At 73.0% G+C, this 15403-nt stretch carries 14 protein-coding genes and 1 pseudogene; 6 read left to right on the top strand and 9 right to left on the bottom strand.

Annotation, left to right across the window (positions count from 1 at the left end; all coding sequences use genetic code 11):
* Positions 1-93: 93 nt before the first annotated feature.
* The 4 genes from F1D97_RS14390 to mutM are packed head-to-tail and all read left to right on the top strand — an operon-like array spanning position 94 to position 2607.
* On the top strand, positions 94-672 hold the full coding sequence (locus tag F1D97_RS14390; protein ID WP_236123615.1) for a YceD family protein: 579 nt from the start codon (positions 94-96) through the stop codon (positions 670-672).
* A 2-nt stretch (positions 673-674) separates the two neighbouring features.
* A complete protein-coding gene (rpmF, locus tag F1D97_RS14385; protein WP_094180454.1) occupies positions 675-872 on the top strand; it encodes a 50S ribosomal protein L32 in 198 nt (65 codons plus the stop codon).
* Between the two features lie 58 nt (positions 873-930).
* Entirely contained in the window at positions 931-1650 is a 720-nt protein-coding gene (gene rnc / locus F1D97_RS14380) for a ribonuclease III (RefSeq protein WP_236121195.1), read from the top strand.
* 3 nt (positions 1651-1653) lie between these two features.
* Positions 1654-2607, top strand: a complete 954-nt coding sequence (gene mutM / locus F1D97_RS14375) for a bifunctional DNA-formamidopyrimidine glycosylase/DNA-(apurinic or apyrimidinic site) lyase (protein WP_236121194.1) — start codon at positions 1654-1656, stop codon at positions 2605-2607.
* A gap of 18 nt (positions 2608-2625) precedes the next feature.
* On the opposite strand, the gene F1D97_RS14370 is transcribed toward mutM, so the two are convergent.
* On the bottom strand, positions 2626-3567 hold the full coding sequence (locus F1D97_RS14370; RefSeq protein ID WP_236121193.1) for an NAD(P)-dependent oxidoreductase: 942 nt from the start codon (positions 3565-3567) through the stop codon (positions 2626-2628).
* Between the two features lie 67 nt (positions 3568-3634).
* Between F1D97_RS14370 and F1D97_RS14365 the strand changes: the two genes are divergently transcribed.
* Positions 3635-4261 carry a response regulator gene (locus F1D97_RS14365; protein ID WP_094180452.1) on the top strand — a complete coding sequence of 209 codons (627 nt, stop codon included), beginning with the start codon at positions 3635-3637 and terminating at the stop codon, positions 4259-4261.
* Between the two features lie 39 nt (positions 4262-4300).
* Here the strand turns inward: F1D97_RS14365 and F1D97_RS14360 are convergent, their stop codons facing one another.
* Together F1D97_RS14360 and F1D97_RS14355 are read right to left on the bottom strand one after the other, a co-directional pair.
* The gene (locus F1D97_RS14360; RefSeq protein ID WP_236121192.1) at positions 4301-5164 is read right to left on the bottom strand and encodes a PKD domain-containing protein; all 864 of its coding nucleotides are present in this window, start codon (positions 5162-5164) and stop codon (positions 4301-4303) included.
* Positions 5161-5640 carry a DUF6318 family protein gene (locus tag F1D97_RS14355; protein ID WP_236121191.1) on the bottom strand — a complete coding sequence of 160 codons (480 nt, stop codon included), beginning with the start codon at positions 5638-5640 and terminating at the stop codon, positions 5161-5163. The genes F1D97_RS14360 and F1D97_RS14355 overlap by 4 nt, the downstream gene beginning before the upstream one ends.
* Before the next feature lie 219 nt (positions 5641-5859).
* On the opposite strand from F1D97_RS14355, the pseudogene F1D97_RS14350 reads away from it, so the two are divergent.
* Positions 5860-5967 (top strand): annotated as a pseudogene (locus F1D97_RS14350) (DNA-binding response regulator); the annotation flags it as partial.
* An 808-nt stretch (positions 5968-6775) separates the two neighbouring features.
* On the opposite strand, the gene F1D97_RS14345 reads toward F1D97_RS14350, so the two are convergent.
* From F1D97_RS14345 to F1D97_RS14320, 6 genes are all read right to left on the bottom strand, one after another.
* On the bottom strand, positions 6776-7423 hold the full coding sequence (locus F1D97_RS14345; protein ID WP_236121190.1) for a DUF6318 family protein: 648 nt from the start codon (positions 7421-7423) through the stop codon (positions 6776-6778).
* A gap of 69 nt (positions 7424-7492) precedes the next feature.
* Positions 7493-9274 carry a GAF domain-containing sensor histidine kinase gene (locus tag F1D97_RS14340; protein WP_236121189.1) on the bottom strand — a complete coding sequence of 594 codons (1782 nt, stop codon included), beginning with the start codon at positions 9272-9274 and terminating at the stop codon, positions 7493-7495.
* Positions 9271-11022 (bottom strand): thiol reductant ABC exporter subunit CydC, encoded by a 1752-nt coding sequence (cydC, locus tag F1D97_RS14335; RefSeq protein ID WP_236121188.1) that lies wholly within the window; start codon positions 11020-11022, stop codon positions 9271-9273. The genes F1D97_RS14340 and cydC overlap by 4 nt, the downstream gene beginning before the upstream one ends.
* 26 nt (positions 11023-11048) lie before the next feature.
* Entirely contained in the window at positions 11049-12728 is a 1680-nt protein-coding gene (gene cydD, locus F1D97_RS14330; protein ID WP_236121187.1) for a thiol reductant ABC exporter subunit CydD, read from the bottom strand.
* Positions 12725-13834, bottom strand: a complete 1110-nt coding sequence (gene cydB, locus F1D97_RS14325; protein WP_236121186.1) for a cytochrome d ubiquinol oxidase subunit II — start codon at positions 13832-13834, stop codon at positions 12725-12727. Before cydB ends, cydD begins: the two co-directional genes overlap by 4 nt.
* 22 nt (positions 13835-13856) lie before the next feature.
* Positions 13857-15365 carry a cytochrome ubiquinol oxidase subunit I gene (locus F1D97_RS14320; RefSeq protein ID WP_236121185.1) on the bottom strand — a complete coding sequence of 503 codons (1509 nt, stop codon included), beginning with the start codon at positions 15363-15365 and terminating at the stop codon, positions 13857-13859.
* Positions 15366-15403 lie beyond the last annotated feature (38 nt).

Raw genomic sequence — 15403 nt, 5'->3', positions numbered from 1 at the left:
GGGGCGTCCGGCGGGACCTGTAGCATCGTCCGTTGGTCCTGCCGGTCTGGCGGTACCGAGAATCCGCAGGAGAACCACTACGAGGGGACGGCCGTGCACCGCCCAGTTCACCTCGATCCCCGCTCGCCGTTCGTGCTCGACACCCACGAGCTCGGCCGACGTCCGGGATCGACGCGGACCGTGCAGCGGACGGTCGCCGCTCCCGCGGACCTCGGCACCGACGTGATCGGTTTCCCCGAAGGGTCGGACCTCGAGCTCGATCTGAGGCTCGAGGCCGTCATGGAGGGGGTCCTGGTCACCGGATCCGTCCGTGGTCGGGCGGTCGGGGAGTGCGTGCGCTGCCTGGGCGAGGTCGTCGACGACGTCGACGTCTTCCTCACGGAGCTCTACGCGTACCCCGAGCGCGCGAAGGCCGCGGCCGAGGAGGGTGACGAGGGCGAGGACGTGCGCGAGCTCGAGGACGACCTGATCGACCTGGAGCCCGCGCTGCGGGACGCGGTGGTGCCGGCTCTGCCGTTCCAGCCGTTGTGCCGGCCCGACTGCCCGGGTCTGTGCTCCGAGTGCGGAGCGCGCCTGGCGGACGACCCTGACCATTCGCATGAGACGCTTGACCCTCGCTGGTCCGCCCTGAGCGGTCTGGTGAGCCAGGACGACGAGACGAAAGAGAGCTAGCCGTGGCGGTTCCGAAGCGCAAGATGTCGCGCAGCAACACCCGTGCGCGTCGGTCGCAGTGGAAGACCACTGCCACGACGATCACGCAGTGCCCCAACTGCAAGGCCGACAAGAAGCCCCACACGGCCTGCCCGTCGTGCGGTGCCTACAACGGCCGTCAGTACGCCGAGGCGCTGCGCAGCGAGCACGACGCCCGCTGAAGCGGGTGCGCGCAGTCGTGACGTCCCGGGCCCTGGCATGAGTGCCGGCGGGGGCGACATGGCCACCGAACTCCTCGAGAAGCTCGGGGTCCACCTGGACCCCGAGCTTCTCGTGCTCGCCCTGACCCACCGGTCGTTCGCGCACGAAGCCGGCGGCATCCCGACGAACGAGCGCCTGGAGTTCCTGGGCGACACGGTCCTGGGCCTCGTGGTGACGGAGTCGCTGTACCGCACGCGTCCCGACGAGCCCGAGGGTGCGCTCGCGAAGATGCGTGCCGCGACCGTGTCGCAGCGCGGGCTCGCGGGCGTCGCGCGAAACCTGGACCTGGGCCGCTACGTGCTGCTCGGCAAGGGCGAGCTCGCCACGGGCGGCCGCGACAAGGACTCGATCCTGTCCGACACGCTCGAGGCGCTGTTCGGGGCGATCTACCTGACGCACGGGCTCGAGACCGCGCGTGTCGTCGTCGAGCGCCTCGTCGGCCCGACGCTCGCGCAGGCGGCCGACCTGGGCGCAGGTCTCGACTGGAAGACGTCGCTGCAGGAGCTTTCCGCGTCCCTCGGGCTCGGTGCGCCGCACTACGACGTCGTGGGCGAGGGCCCGGACCACGCGCGGTCGTTCACCGCGCACGCCGTCGTGGGCGGCGAGGTGCGCGGCACGGGCGTCGGCCCGGCGAAGAAGGTCGCCGAGCAGCAGGCCGCGGAGGCCGCGTACCGACGGCTGCAGGCGGAGAGCGCGGTGGACGACGACGCTGCGGCTCCCGGGGCTGCCGCCGGCTGACGCGTGCCCGAGCTGCCCGAGGTCGAGACCGTCCGCGACGGGCTCGCACGTCACGTCGTCGGCCGCCGCGTGCTCGACGCGCAGGTGCTGCGCGACTACAGCGTCCGTCGGCACCTGGGCGGTCCCGCCGACCTCGTCGGCCGCGTGCAGGGACGCACGCTCGCCGCGGCGGTGCGGCGCGGGAAGTTCCTGTGGGTGCCGCTCACCGGGGACCGGAATGCCGCCGACGAGGCGTTGCTCGTCCACCTCGGGATGAGCGGCCAGCTCCTGGTGCGCTCGTCGGACGAGCTCGCGGCCGAGACCGCGGGAGACCGTGCGGTCCATCCGCACCTGCGCGTGCGGTTCGTGCTCGACGACGGGGGCGCGCTCGACTTCGTCGACCAGCGCACGTTCGGCCACGTGAGCGTGCAGGACCTGGTCCCGACCCCGGACGGCGCTCCGGGCGGGCGGGGCTCGTCGGACGCGACCGTCCCGGAGCAGGTCGCCCACATCGCGCGCGACCTGCTCGACCCGGCGCTCGACCTGCCGACCCTGGTGCGCGCGGTGCGTTCGCGCAGGACCGGCATCAAGCGCGCCCTGCTGGACCAGACGCTCGTCTCGGGCGTCGGCAACATCTACGCCGACGAGGCGCTGTGGCGTGCGCAGGTGCACTTCGCGCGCCCGACCTCGGCGCTGCGGCCGGTCGGCGTCCGGCGCGTGCTCGACGCGGCCGCGCAGGTCATGTCGGAGGCGCTCGCGCAGGGCGGGACGAGCTTCGATGCGCTGTACGTCAACGTCAACGGCGCGTCCGGGTACTTCGACCGCAGCCTGGCCGTCTACGGGCAGGAGGGCCGCCCGTGCCCGCGCTGCGGCACGCCGATCCGGCGCGTCGAGTTCATGAACCGCAGCTCGGCGTTCTGCCCCCGCTGCCAGCCCGCGCCCCGGACGCCACGGGCGGCGCGGTCGCCTCGCACCTGACCCGCGGCCGACCCGGCGTCAGCGCGGGACGACATTCGGCAGCGGACGGTCCTCGTCGAACGCGCGCAGCGCCTCGGTGAGGAACGCGCCCGCGTGCTGCGGACGTCCGCCGGCCGCGTGCGGGCTGATGAGGATGCGGGGCTCGCCCCACAGCGGGCTCGACGGCGGCAACGGCTCGCGCTCGAACACGTCCAGCGCGGCACCCGCGATCTGCCGCGTGCGCACCGCGTCGACGAGCGCGCTCTCGTCGAGCGTCGAGCCGCGCCCCACGTTCACGACGAACGCGCGCGGCGGGAGCATCGCGAGCACCCGCGCGTCGATCGCGTGCCGGGTCTGCGCGGTGGCGGGCAGGATCCCGACGAGCGCGTCGGCCGTCGGCAGCACGCGCGGCAGCTCGTCGGGCGTGACCACACCGAACCCCTCGCGCTCGCCCGCGGTCCGCGCGACCCCCGTGACGTTCGCCCCGAGCGCCACCAGCAGCGGGGCGAGCCTGGTCGCGATGGACCCGAACCCCCAGACCACGACGTGCGCCCCCGCCAGGGTGCGGAACTTCGTGTCGTGCACCCGCTGCACGCCGCCGAGCTCCCCGGCCCACCGGCGCTCGTCCTGCGCGCGCACCAGGTCGGGCAGCCGCCGCGCGCACGCGAGCAGGAGCGCGAGCGCGTGCTCGGTGACGGGCCCGTCGTGCAGCCCGCGACCGGACGTCACGACGACCGACGGATCGAAGCCCGCGTCGTCGACCGCGTCCGTGCCCGCCGCGAGGCACGCGACCCAGCGCAGCCCCGCCAGGCGTCGCGCGGCGTCCGCCAGCGCGGGACGACGGTTCCCCCACACCACCAGCACCTCGGCGTCGAGCCCCGCGGTCGGCAGCGGCAGCGCGGGGTCGTAGTCGAGCGAACGCCACCCTTGTGGCAGCGCGACGCGCTCTTCGAGCGTGGTGGGCAGCAGGATCGTCCTCATGCCTGGCTACGATGCCACTGTGCCGAACCTTGACGCCGCCCCAGGGAAGCAGGGACCGATCACGGTCATGATCGTCGACGACCACGAGGTGGTCCGTCGCGGCATCGCCGAGGTGGTCGAGCGCACCGAGGGGATGACCGTTGTCGCAGAGGCGGGGTCCGTCGCCGACGGCGTGCGCCGTGCGACGCTCGTCCACCCGCAGGTCATGCTCGTCGACCTCCAGCTGCCTGACGGCACGGGGATCGACCTGCTGCACCAGGTGCACGAGAAGCAGCCGGGGGCGCGCGCCATCGTCCTGACGTCGTTCGACGACGACGACGCGGTCGCCGCCGCGCTCGAGGCGGGCGCCGCGGCCTACCTGCTCAAGTCCGTGCGCGGTGCCGAGATCACCGACGTCATCCGCGCCGTGGCCGCGGGCCGCACGCTGCTCGACGAGCGCACGGTCACCCGCCGTCGCGCGGGCCAGGACGACCCGACCGAGAACCTCACGCCCAGCGAGCTGCGCGTGCTCGACCTCATCGGCGAGGGCTTGTCGAACCGCGAGATCGCGGAGCGGCTCGGCGTCGCCGAGAAGACCGTGAAGAACCACATCACGTCGCTGCTCGCGAAGATGGGCCTGCAGCGGCGCACGCAGGTGGCCGCGTGGGTCGCGTCCCGCAAGCACTCGAGCTGGCGCGCGGAGCCCGGCCACTGAGCTCCCCAGGCGCTGAGGGGCCGGGTGCCCGGCCGGTACTCAGCCGTCGAGGTGCGAGCGCAGCTCGATGACCTCGAACTCGTCGGTGCGCGTGGTCGTCACGGCTGTGCCCTCGACGTCCTGCCACTCGCCGTGCGGGTCGTCGACGCGGAAGCGGGCGGTCCACGTCGTCGTGAGGGTCACCGAGGCGGTCAGCGGCTCGGCGTACCGGTGGGTCAGCTCGAACGACGGGTAGGGCGCGCCGGGCGAGGCCGTCACGAGCGGCTCGGTCCCGTCGCCGAAGTCCCATGAGTACGTCGCGGGTGTGACCACCACGTCGATGGCGTAGTCGAAGATCGTGGTCCGGAACCGCTGCTCCGCTCGCTCGGTGTAGACGATCAGGTCCTTGTTGACGAGCGTCTGCGGAGCGTTGGGCTGCCGGTGTGCCGGCGCGGGGTCGATCCGCAGCCGGCGGAGCTCCTCCTGCGTCAGCGTCGGAAGCAGGTCAGCCGGGCACGACCACCCGACGACCATCTCCCATCGGCTCCACGGTGACGCGAGCGTCGCTCGCGAGCGGTGCCAGAGAGGGAGAACGGGTTCGTCGCCGTCACATCCAGGAGGATGGACGGTCCCGTTCGAGGGCGCGCACTCACCGTCGATCTCAGGTTCGAGAAACTGGCTGTCGACGTTGCACAACCTGGAGAGAACCCACTCCTCCAGTCGTTGCTCGGGAGGTAGCCCGCTGCGTTGCTGCTGCCGGAACCGGTAGTGCGCCCGTGCCACGCTGTCGTTGATGACGACCGTGTCCTCCTCGCGCGGATCCACCTTTCCCCTGGCTGCGACAGCGGGCGGGCCTGCGACCAGCGCCGCGATGGTTGCCGTCAGGACGAGCGCGTGCCTGGTCGTCCACCGTCGAGGAGTCATGCGTCGTCGACCTGGACGCCCGTGACCGTCCACCTGCCGTCGAAAGTGAGCCCGACGCGAACTCGGTAGTGGTTGACGCCGGGGAAGTCCTCGACGAGACGCCCCTTGGGATCGATGGTCTGCGAGGGGTACTGCGTCGCCTCGGCGACGACGACGAACGTGCCGTCGTCGTTGACGTAGGAGTCCGAACTCGTGATGTCGTACGCGCCGCCGGTCCCGTGGTTCCCAGGTCCATGAATCTCCTCGACCATGCGTCGAACAGTCGCGCAGTAACGGCACGTGTCCGAGCTGAGCTCGTCCCAAGCGGCGAGGTCACCGGTGGCCACCGCATACGGAAAGAGCCGCAGGAAGTACGTTGCGACCTGCGCGGCGTTGGCCTTGCTCGCCGGGCCCGCGAGGGCGGACGGCTCCGTCGGCGGGTGCGTGACGTCCTGGTCCGGGCCGCTGGTGGGCACCGGCGTCGGGGTTGGGCTCACGGTCGGCACGGGGGTTCCGGAGGGTCTGGTCGCCGGCGCGGTCCGAGCCGTGTCTGTCGTCGCGACGGTGGGGGTCTGTGTGCCAGGCGAGCACCCGGCCAGAACGGCGCATCCTGTCAAGAGCACGGTGAGTGCTGTCCCGGTCCGACGCATGGGGAGAAAATACCCATGACGGACATGGCGGGTGGCTTGTGTCCGTGGATCTGTGGACAGAGCGTCCACATCACGTCGCTGCTCGCGAAGATGGGCCTGCAGCGGCGCACGCAGGTGGCCGCGTGGGTCGCGTCCCGCAAGCACTCGAGCTGGCGCGCCGAGCCCGGCCACTGACGTCCGCGCTGCTGACCGCGGGGCACGGCTGTGCCCTCGACGTCCTGCCAAGTCCCATACGGATCGTCGACACGGAATCGACTCGACCACGTCGTCGTGAGGGTCACCGACGTGGTCAATGGGTCGTGGAACCGGTGCGTCAGCTCGAAGGACGGGTAGGGGGCGCCGGGGGATGTCGTCACCAGCGGCTCGCTGCCGTCTCCGAAGTCCCAGGAGTAGGACGTCGGTGTCGCGACGACGTCGATCGCGAAGTCGAAGATCGTGGTTCGAAAGCGCTGTTCTGCTTGTTCCGTGTAGACGATGAGGTCCTTGTTGACGAGTGTCTCATCGGAGGTTGGTTGTCGGTGTGCAGGCGGCGAGACGATCGTCAGCTCCCGGAAGTCCTCGGCCGTGATTCCCGGGAGGAGATCACCGGGGCAGGACCAGCCGACCACCATCTCCCACGCGCTCCACGGCGCGCTCAGAGTGGGGCGCGACTGGTACCACAGAGGCATGACCGGCTCCGCGTCCTCGCACCCTGGTAGATGGACAGTGCCGTTCGAAGGCGGGCAGCCACCCTCAATAGCAGGTTCCAGGACTGGGCTGTTCACGTTGCAGAGTTCTGACAGCGCCCACCGCTCGAGGAACTCGTCGGGGTCAGCCGCACGACGCTCCTGCTGCCGGTACTTGTAGTGCGCCCTCGCCTGGTCGTTGAGCCGGATCCTGTCCTTCTTGGGTGGGGGGACTTCGGCGTCCACGCCGGTCGCAGGCGCGCTCAGCGCGAGCCCGATCGTCACCAGCAGTCCGATGAGCGCCGGACGGGCAACCTTCATGCGACGCGATCCATCTGCACGCCCGTCACGACCCACCCCTCCGGGGTGGACTGGACCTCGACGAGCGGCCGGAAGACCTTGGTGTCAGGGAAGTCCTCGATGACCTCACCTGTGGGGCTCAGGGTCTGGGAGGGGTACTGCCGCATCGTGAGCGTGACGATGAACGTGTCTGACCCACGGCGGCGCTGGGTCTCGACGACGCCCACGTCGATCGCTCCTCCCGTGCTGCGGTTGCCCGCGGAGTAGATCTCATCGATGGCCTGACGGATCGCCTCGCAGTACTGACAGGCCGGGCCGCTGAGCTGCTCCCAAGCAGTGAGATCGCCCGTCGACGCCGCGTAGGGGAAGGAGCGAAGGAAGTAGACGGCGACGTCAGCGGCGCTCTCCTCGCTCGTCGGGCCCGTGAGCGCTGCTGGTGGCTCGGGCGCGGTCGACAGGTCTTGGTCAGGGCCCTCGGTGGGCCCAGCAGCCCGCGGACTCTGCGACGGCGAGGCCGTGAGTGGTGTCGGCGGAGCGGATGTCGCAGAGAGTGACTCGGTGCGGCTCGCGGTCGCCGACTCGGCCTCCGGTCGCCGATCATCGGTGCAACCGGCCGCAGTGACCGACGTGAGGAGGGCGAGAAGCAGGATCCCGACGCGCCGCACGGGTCGAAACTACACATCGCGGACATCTGGCGGTTCCATAGCCACGAACTGTGGACAACGCGTGGCATCTCAGCCCAGCGGGGCCTGCCAGCTCAGGAGGGTGCCGCGGCCGCCCGGTGCGGCGCCGAGGGTGAAGGTGCCGCCGTGCTGGCGGGCGCGGGAGGCGAGGTTGCCGGTGCCGGAGCGGCGGCTGCGCGTCGTGGGCAGGCCCAGGCCGTCGTCCTCGACGTCGACCCGCACCGAGCCGAGCGGCCCCTGACCCGACACGTCCACGCGGACGGACACGGACGACGCGTGCGCGTGCCGCGCGGCGTTGGCGAGCCCCTCACGCACGACCGCGACGACGTCGTCGGTCAGCTCCGTGCCGACGCGCTCGTCGAGGCGGTCCTCGTCGAGCCCGTCGTCGGACAGGGGAGCGCCGTCGAGCTGCACGAGGAGCGACGGGGCGAAGCCGAGGCCGGTACGCGCGAGGGACGCCTCACGGCGCAGACGTTCGACGAGGCCGGTGGCGGCGTCGGGGTCGCGCAGGGCGTGGACGATCTTGCGGATCTCGCGCACGGAGGAGTCGACGTTGTCGAGCGCCTCCTCGACGATCGAGGTGAGCTCGGACGGGTCGACGCCGCGGGCGGCGCGCCGGCGCACGGTCTCGAGCTGCATGCCGGTGGCGAACAGCTGCTGGATCGCCATGTCGTGCAGGTCGCGGGCGATGCGCTCGCGTTCGTCGAGCAGCGCGGCGATGTCCTGCGCGTGCCGGGCCTCGGCGAGGACGAACGCGAGGGCCGCCTGGGAGGCGAACGACTCGGCGGTGGCGAGGTCGCTCTCCTCGAACGGCAGCGACCCCACGCGCCGCAGCAGGATCAGCACCCCGACCCCGCGGCCCGAGGTCTGCAGCGGCGCGAACATCGCGGGGCCGAACGCGCGCATCTGCTCGACCTTGACGTTGCGTGACGCGGACAGCGAGGGCGTCAGCAGACCCCGACCCTCGGTCATGACGGTCCAGGCACGCCCGTGCTCGGGCATCTGCACGCCGACCAGGCGGTCGGCGTCGTGCCCGTCGGCGAGCTCGATCATGAGCCGGCCACCCACGCCGGGCAGCGCGAGTGCGGCCGTGTCCGCCCCGGCGACGGCGCGCGCCGTGGCGGCGATGTGCGCGAGCGCGTCCTCCTCGTCGATGCCCTCGAGCAGCATCGTCGTGATCTCCTGGCCCGCGCGCAGCCAGTGCTCGCGGCGGCCGGACTCGGCGTAGAGCTGGGCGTTCGCGACCGCGACGCCGGTCGCGGCGGCAAGCGCGATCACGGTCTGCTCGTCGGACTCCGTGAACCCGCCCGGCTTCTCGGACAGGTACAGCTGGCCGAACACGTGGTCACCCAGCCGGACGGACGCGCCGAGGAAGGAGCCCATCGGCGGGTGGTTGGCGGGCCAGCCCTGGAACGCGGGGTGGTCGGTGAGGTCGTCGAGGCGCAGCGCGCCGAGGACCGGGATCTGGCCGAGGACGCCGCGCGCGTGCGGGGCGTGCCGCATCATCCGGGCGATCGCGGTGGGCACGCCCGTGTAGACGAACGTGGTGGACGTGCCGTTGTCGTCGAGCACGTTGATGGCGCCGTACCGGGCACCCGTGAGCTCGGCGCTGACCTGCACGAACCGGTTGAGGACGGCGGGCAGCTCGAGCTCGGACGCCACCGCCAGGATCGCGTCGAGCAGGTCGGTCAGCGCGTCGCCGGTGAGCGGGACGGGCGGGGCCTGCGAGTCCGACATGACTCCGCCCGTGAACGGCTGGCCCGCGACCGGGACGAGCCCGTCCTCGCCGGGTGTCGCGCGGCGGTGCGTCCCGCGGGGGTTCTCGTCGTTCATCGCCGGTCCTGGAGCTCGTGCTGCACGGCCTCACGGTAGTCGCCGTCGTGCGCCAGGAGGTGCGCGTGCGTGCCGCGCGCCGCGACCCGGCCGTCGGCGAGCCGGATCACCTCGTCGACGATCTCGAGACCCGTGAGGCGGTGCGTCACGACGAGCACGCCGCGCTCGGACTGCGCGCGCAGGACGTGCAGCACCTCGTCGGCGCCCGCGCTGTCCAGGTGCTCGGTCGGCTCGTCGAGCAGCAGGAACGGCGCGGGGGACAGGAGCGCGCGGGCGAGCAGGAGGCGGCGACGTTCCCCGCCGGAGAGTGTGCGACCGTCGGGTCCGAGCGGGGTGTCGAGACCGTCGGGCAGGTCGGCGAACCAGGGGCCGAGCCCGACGGCGGCCAGCGCCTCGCGCGCCTCGTCGGGCGTCACGTCGCCGCGCGCGACGCGCAGGTTCTCCAGGAGCGTCGTGCCGAACACGTGCGCGTCCTCGGCGGTGAGCGACGTGGTGCGGCCGGGCACGGGCGGCGCGGCGTCCACGGTCACGCTGCCCGTGTGCGGCGCGAGCAGGCCGGCGAGCGTGAGGAGCAGCGTGGTCTTGCCCGTCCCGGACGGGCCGACGACCGCGACGAGGCGCCCCGGGCGCAGGTCGAGGTCGAGGGAGAGCAGGTCGGGTCCGCCCGGCCATCCGACGACGAGGTCGCGGGCCGCGAGGTGCGCCACCGGGCCTGCAGCGGATCCCGGTCCGGCAGCCGACGCGGCGGCCGTCTCCGTGGGCCGCTCGTCGGCGGCGTCGAGCAGCGCGAGGATGCGCGCGGCGGCGGCGCGCGAGCGGTGCACCTGGACCGCGGCCTGGGGCAGGACGGACGTGGCCTCGAACGCGGCGAGCGGCGTGAGGACGACCACGGCGAGCAGCACCGGGTCGAGGCGGCCGTCGCCGACCGCCGGGATGCCGGTGACGAGCGCCGCGAGCACCGCGACGCCCATGGCGAGCTGACCGAGGCCCGCGGCGAGCGCGGACGGGCCGGCACCCGCGTCGACCGCCGCGCGGGCTCGGGCGTCGGCGTCGCGCAGCGCCGCGAGTCGCTCGGGGACGCGTCCTGCGACGGTGAGCGGTCCGGCGTCGTCGAGCAGCCCGAGGGCCTCGGCCGTGACGTCCGCGCGGGCCTGCGTGCCGAGCCGCTCGGCGGTGCGGGCGCCGCGGTCCGCGAGCCACGGCGCGACGACGCCCGCCAGCACCAGGCACACCCCGAGCGCGAGACCGGCCGGCGGCCAGATCAGGGTCATGGCGACCGTCGTCGCGAGCCCGAGGGTCGTCGCGACGGCCGCGGGCAGCAGGCCGCGCACGACGAGGTCGCCGACGTCGTCGACGTCCGCGCCGACGCGCGCGAGCAGGTCACCGCGTCGCACGGCGAGCACGGCCCCCGGCCGGCCGGCCGCGAGCCGCTCGTACAGCGCGGTGCGCAGCCGGCTCATGCCGGTCAGCGCGAGGTCGTGCGAGACGAGCCGCTCGACGTACCGCAGCACGCCGCGCCCGACGCCGAACGCGCGCACGCCGACCGTCGCGACCGACAGGGTCAGCACGGGCGGCATCTGGGACGCGCGCGCGATGAGCCACGCGGACACCGCGGCGAGCGCGACCGCGCAGCCGAGCGCGAGCGTGCCGAGCAGCACGGCGAGCGCGAACCGGCCGCGGTCGACCTCGAGCAGCGCGACGGCGCGGCGCAACGTGCCGCGCGCGGGGGAGTCCTGGACCGTCGCCACGCGCGGCCGGGTGCTCGTCGGGGCCGTCACGACGCCACCGGCTCGGCCGCGAGCGTCACGACGTCGTCCGCGCACGCGAGCAGCGCGGGGCGGTGCGCGACGAGCAGCACCGTGCGTCCCGCGTCGCGCAGCGCCGCGACCGTGCGCAGCACCACGCGCTCGCTCGCTTCGTCGAGGTGCGCGGTCGGCTCGTCGAGCACGACGAGCGGCGCGGTCACGACGAGCGCGCGCGTCAGCGCGACGCGCTGCGCCTGCCCGACGGACAGGCCGTGCCCGCCGCGGCCCACGCGCGTCGCCCAGCCCTCGGGCAGCTGCTCGACCACGGCGTCGAGCCCGGTGACCGCGGCGGCCGCGGCGCGCTGCTCGTCGTCGCCACCCACGACCTGCGCGAGCGTCCCCGGCTCCAGCACGGGGCGCTGGGGGAGCCACGAGACCTGGCGCCGGAAGTCGGTGAGGTCGACCGTCCCGGGCGCGCCGGCGGCCACGACGACGGCGTCGTCGTCGCCGATCACCACGCGCCCCTCGTCGGGCGTCAGGAGACCCAGCAGGACCTCGACCGCGGTGGACTTGCCGGACCCGGGCGGGCCCGCGAGCGCGGTCACGCGCCCGGGCGTCAGGACGACGCTCAGGTCGTCGGGCGTCGCGCCGCGGGCGGTGCGGACCGTGACGTGCTCGAGCCGCACGGGCGTGCGGCGCAGGTCGGGCGCGGGACGGGTCGCGGCGGAGGCGACGGGCAGCGGCTCCTCGAGGAGCGTGAACGCGGCCTCGGCGGCCGCGACGCCGTCCGTCGAGGCGTGGAACTGCGCGCCGACGGCCCGCAGCGGCGCGAGCACCTCGGGCGCCAGCACGAGCACGGCGAGGCCCGTCACCAGGTCCAGGTGGCCGTTCACGAGCCGCAGCCCGATCCCGACCGCGACGAGCGCGACCGACAGCGTCGCGAGCAGCTCGAGCACCATCCCGGACAGGAACGCGATCCGCAGCGTGCCCATCGTCGCCCGGCGGTGCGCGTCGCCGAGCGCCTGCACGCGCGCCCCCGGACCGCGCTCGCGGCCCAGCGCGCGCAGCGTCGAGAGGCCCGCGACGAGGTCGAGCACCTGCGCGGAGAGCCGCTGCATCGCCGCGAGGCCGCGCTCCGAGCGGCCCTGCGTGAGCACGCCCACGAGCCACATGAACAGCGGGACGAGGGGGAGCACCGCGGCGAGGATCGCCGCCGAGACCCACTCGAGGCCGAGCACGACGAGCAGCGTCGCGGGGGTGACGGTCGCCGCGAGCACGAGCGCCGGCAGGTACCGCACGAAGTACGGCTCGAGGTCGTCGAGCCCGCGCGTCGCGAGCGCCACCACCTCCGGCGCGCGGCCGTCGCCGAGGCGACGCGGGCCGAGCGCCGTGGCGTGCGCGACGACGCGCTCGCGCAGCTCGGCCACCGCGCGCGCCGCGGCGCGGTGCGCGTACCGCTCCTGCACGACCGTGGTCAGCACCCGAGCGGCGACGACCAGCACGAGCCAGCCGACGAGCGGGGCGAGCGCGTCCCACGCGCCCGCCCCGAGGCCCACGCCGTCGGTCACGGCCCGGCCCAGCACATGCGCCAGCAGCAGCGCCTGCGCGACCACCAGGGCGGCCGTCACGAGGCCGAGCGCGACGGTCAGGGCGACGTACCACCGCGCTGCGCGGGCGTGGCGCAGCAGGCGCGGGTCGAGCGGCTTCACCCGTCGATCGTGCCTGATCCCGCGGAGTCCTCCTGACCGGCAGCCTGACCCGAGCCTCGTCCGGCACCCGCCTCGACCGGGCGCTCGAACCGCAGCCCGGCGGGTGCGGGCAGGTGCTCGGTCGTCAGGCGCTTGCGGAACACCCAGTACGTCCACCCCTGGTAGAGCAGGACGAGCGGCGTGAGGATCACCGCGACCCAGGTCATGACGGTGAGCGTGTAGCTCGTCGAGGCCGCGTTCGTCACCGTGAGCGAGTTCGCGGGGTCGAACGCGGGCATGACGTCGGGGAACAGCGAGCCGAAGATCAGCACGACGGCCGCGACGATCGCGACCGCCGACGCCGCGAAGGCCTGGCCCTCGCGCCGGGCCTGGGTCGCGAGCACGACGAGCACGAGCGCGACGGCGGCGACCGCGACCGCGGCCCACGTCCAGCCCTCGTCGGAGTAGGACAGCTGCAGCCACACGGCCCACACGCCCGCCGCGACGAGCGTCGCGACCGACGAGCGCGCGGCGAACGCGCCCGCCCGCGTGCGGATGTCGCCGTCGGACTTCAACGCCAGGAAGATCGCGCCGTGCGTGAGGAAGATCAGCGCGGTCACCACGCCGCCGAGCAGCGCGAACGGGTTGAGCAGCGCGAAGAACCCGCCCACGTACTGGTGGTCGGCGTCGAGCTCGACGCCGCGCACGATGTTCGCGAACGCCACGCCCCACAGCACGGCCGGCAGCCAGGACCCGACGATCAGCGCGCGGTCCGCCCAGGCCCGCCAGCGGTCGTCGTCGATCTTGCCGCGCCACTCGAACGCGACCACGCGCACGATGAGCGCGAGCAGGATGAGGAACAGCGGCAGGTAGAACCCGCTGAACAGGGTCGCGTACCACTCGGGGAACGCCGCGAACGTCGCACCGCCGGCGGTGAGCAGCCACACCTCGTTGCCGTCCCACACGGGGCCGATGGTGTTGATCATGACGCGGCGCTCGCGCTCGCGGTCGTTCTTCTTGGGCAGGATGCCGAGCAGCATCCCGACGCCGAAGTCGAACCCCTCGAGCACGAGGTAGCCGGTCCACAGGACCGCGATCAGGACGAACCAGACGGTCGTCAGCTCCATGATGATGTCTCCGTCTCGCGGCTCAGTAGGCGAAGGACAGGGTCGTGGTGTCGTCGTCGGACCCGGCGCGCGCCTCGGGGCTCGGGTCCTTCTCGCTCGCGGCGACGCCCTCGACCGCGTAGCGGTGCATGAGGCGGTACCAGACGACCGCGAGCACGCCGTACAGCAGCGTGAAGCCGATCAGGGAGATCCAGATCGTCGCGGGGCTCGTCACGGTGGACACGCCGCGCGCGGTGAGCAGCCAGACGCCGTCGACGCCCGACGCGTCGGGGTTCGGCGCGACGACCCACGGCTGGCGGCCCATCTCGGTGAAGATCCAGCCGAACGAGGAGGCCAGGAACGGGGTGGCGATCGCGGCGACGCCGAGCGTGCCGAACCACTTCTTGTCCGTGACCGAGCCCTTCTTGCGCAGCAGCCACAGCGCGCCGAGCGCGAGGGCCGCCGAGCCGGCGCCGAACCCGATCATGAGGCGGAACGACCAGTAGGTGATCGCGAGGTTCGGGTAGAACGCCGTGTCCTCGTCGAACACGACGCCGTGCTCGGCCTCCCACTCGCCGATCCACTGCGTGTAGTACTCCTGCAGCTCGTCGACGCCGCGGATGTGCGCGTCGAAGTCGTTCGTCGCGAGGAACGAGGTCAGGCCGGGGATCTCGATGAGGTGCTTGACGCCGTCGCAGTCGTTCGTGAGGTCGCCGATCGCGAGGATCGAGAACGACGCGCCGTCGGTCGACTCGCACAGGCCCTCGGCCGCCGCCATCTTGGCGGGCTGCTGCTCGAACATGAGCTTGGCCTGCGCGTCGCCCGAGACCGCGACGCCGACGCCGCCGACCAGCATCGCGACGAGCCCGACGATCACCGCGGGGCGGTAGACGTCACGCGCCGTGGCGACGTCGCCCGAGCGGACCTTCTTGACCATCCACCAGGCGGCGATGCCGGCGACGAACGTGCCCGCGGTCACCCACGCCGCGGTGATCGTGTGCGGGAACGCCGCGAGCACGGTCGGGTTCGTGAGCACCGCGCCGATGTCGTTCATCTCGGCGCGGCCGGTCTCGAAGTTGTACGTGATGCCGACCGGGTGCTGCATCCACGAGTTCGCCGCGAGGATGAAGTACGCCGACAACGTCGTCGCGACCGCGACCGCCCAGATCGTCGCGAGGTGGATCTTCTTCGGCAGGCGGTCCCACCCGAAGATCCACAGGCCGAGGAACGTCGACTCGACGAAGAACGCGGCGAGCGCCTCCATCGCGAGCGGCGCACCGAACACGTCGCCGACGAACCGCGAGTACTCGCTCCAGGCCATCCCGAACTGGAACTCCTGCACGATCCCGGTGGCGACACCGATCGCGAAGTTGATCAGCAGGAGCTTGCCGAAGAACTTGGTCAGGCGCAGCCAGCGCTCGTCGCCCGTGCGGTACCAGATCGTCTGCATGATCGCGACGAGCGGCGACAGGCCGATCGTCAGCGGCACGAAGATGAAGTGGTAGACGGTCGTGATGCCGAACTGCCAGCGGGCCAGGTCGAGGGCGTCCACGTGTTCTCCGAAAGGCGTGCGGGCGGCATGGGATCGGG

The organism is Cellulomonas palmilytica, from assembly GCF_021590045.1.
GTDB classification, from domain to species: Bacteria; Actinomycetota; Actinomycetes; order Actinomycetales; family Cellulomonadaceae; genus Cellulomonas; species Cellulomonas palmilytica.
Note: the sequence above shows the minus strand (reverse complement) of the source record. Positions and strands in the feature narration are given on the sequence as shown.

Bases quoted from the DNA above. Each gene is read 5' to 3' on its own strand.
- F1D97_RS14365 (WP_094180452.1), top strand. From the start codon at position 3,635: ATGATCGTCGACGACCACGAGGTGGTCCGTCGCGGCATCGCCGAGGTG.
- cydB (WP_236121186.1), bottom strand. From the start codon at position 13,834: ATGGAGCTGACGACCGTCTGGTTCGTCCTGATCGCGGTCCTGTGGACC.
- F1D97_RS14340 (WP_236121189.1), bottom strand. From the start codon at position 9,274: ATGAACGACGAGAACCCCCGCGGGACGCACCGCCGCGCGACACCCGGC.
- rnc (WP_236121195.1), top strand. From the start codon at position 931: ATGGCCACCGAACTCCTCGAGAAGCTCGGGGTCCACCTGGACCCCGAG.
- F1D97_RS14370 (WP_236121193.1), bottom strand. From the start codon at position 3,567: ATGAGGACGATCCTGCTGCCCACCACGCTCGAAGAGCGCGTCGCGCTG.
- F1D97_RS14360 (WP_236121192.1), bottom strand. From the start codon at position 5,164: ATGACTCCTCGACGGTGGACGACCAGGCACGCGCTCGTCCTGACGGCA.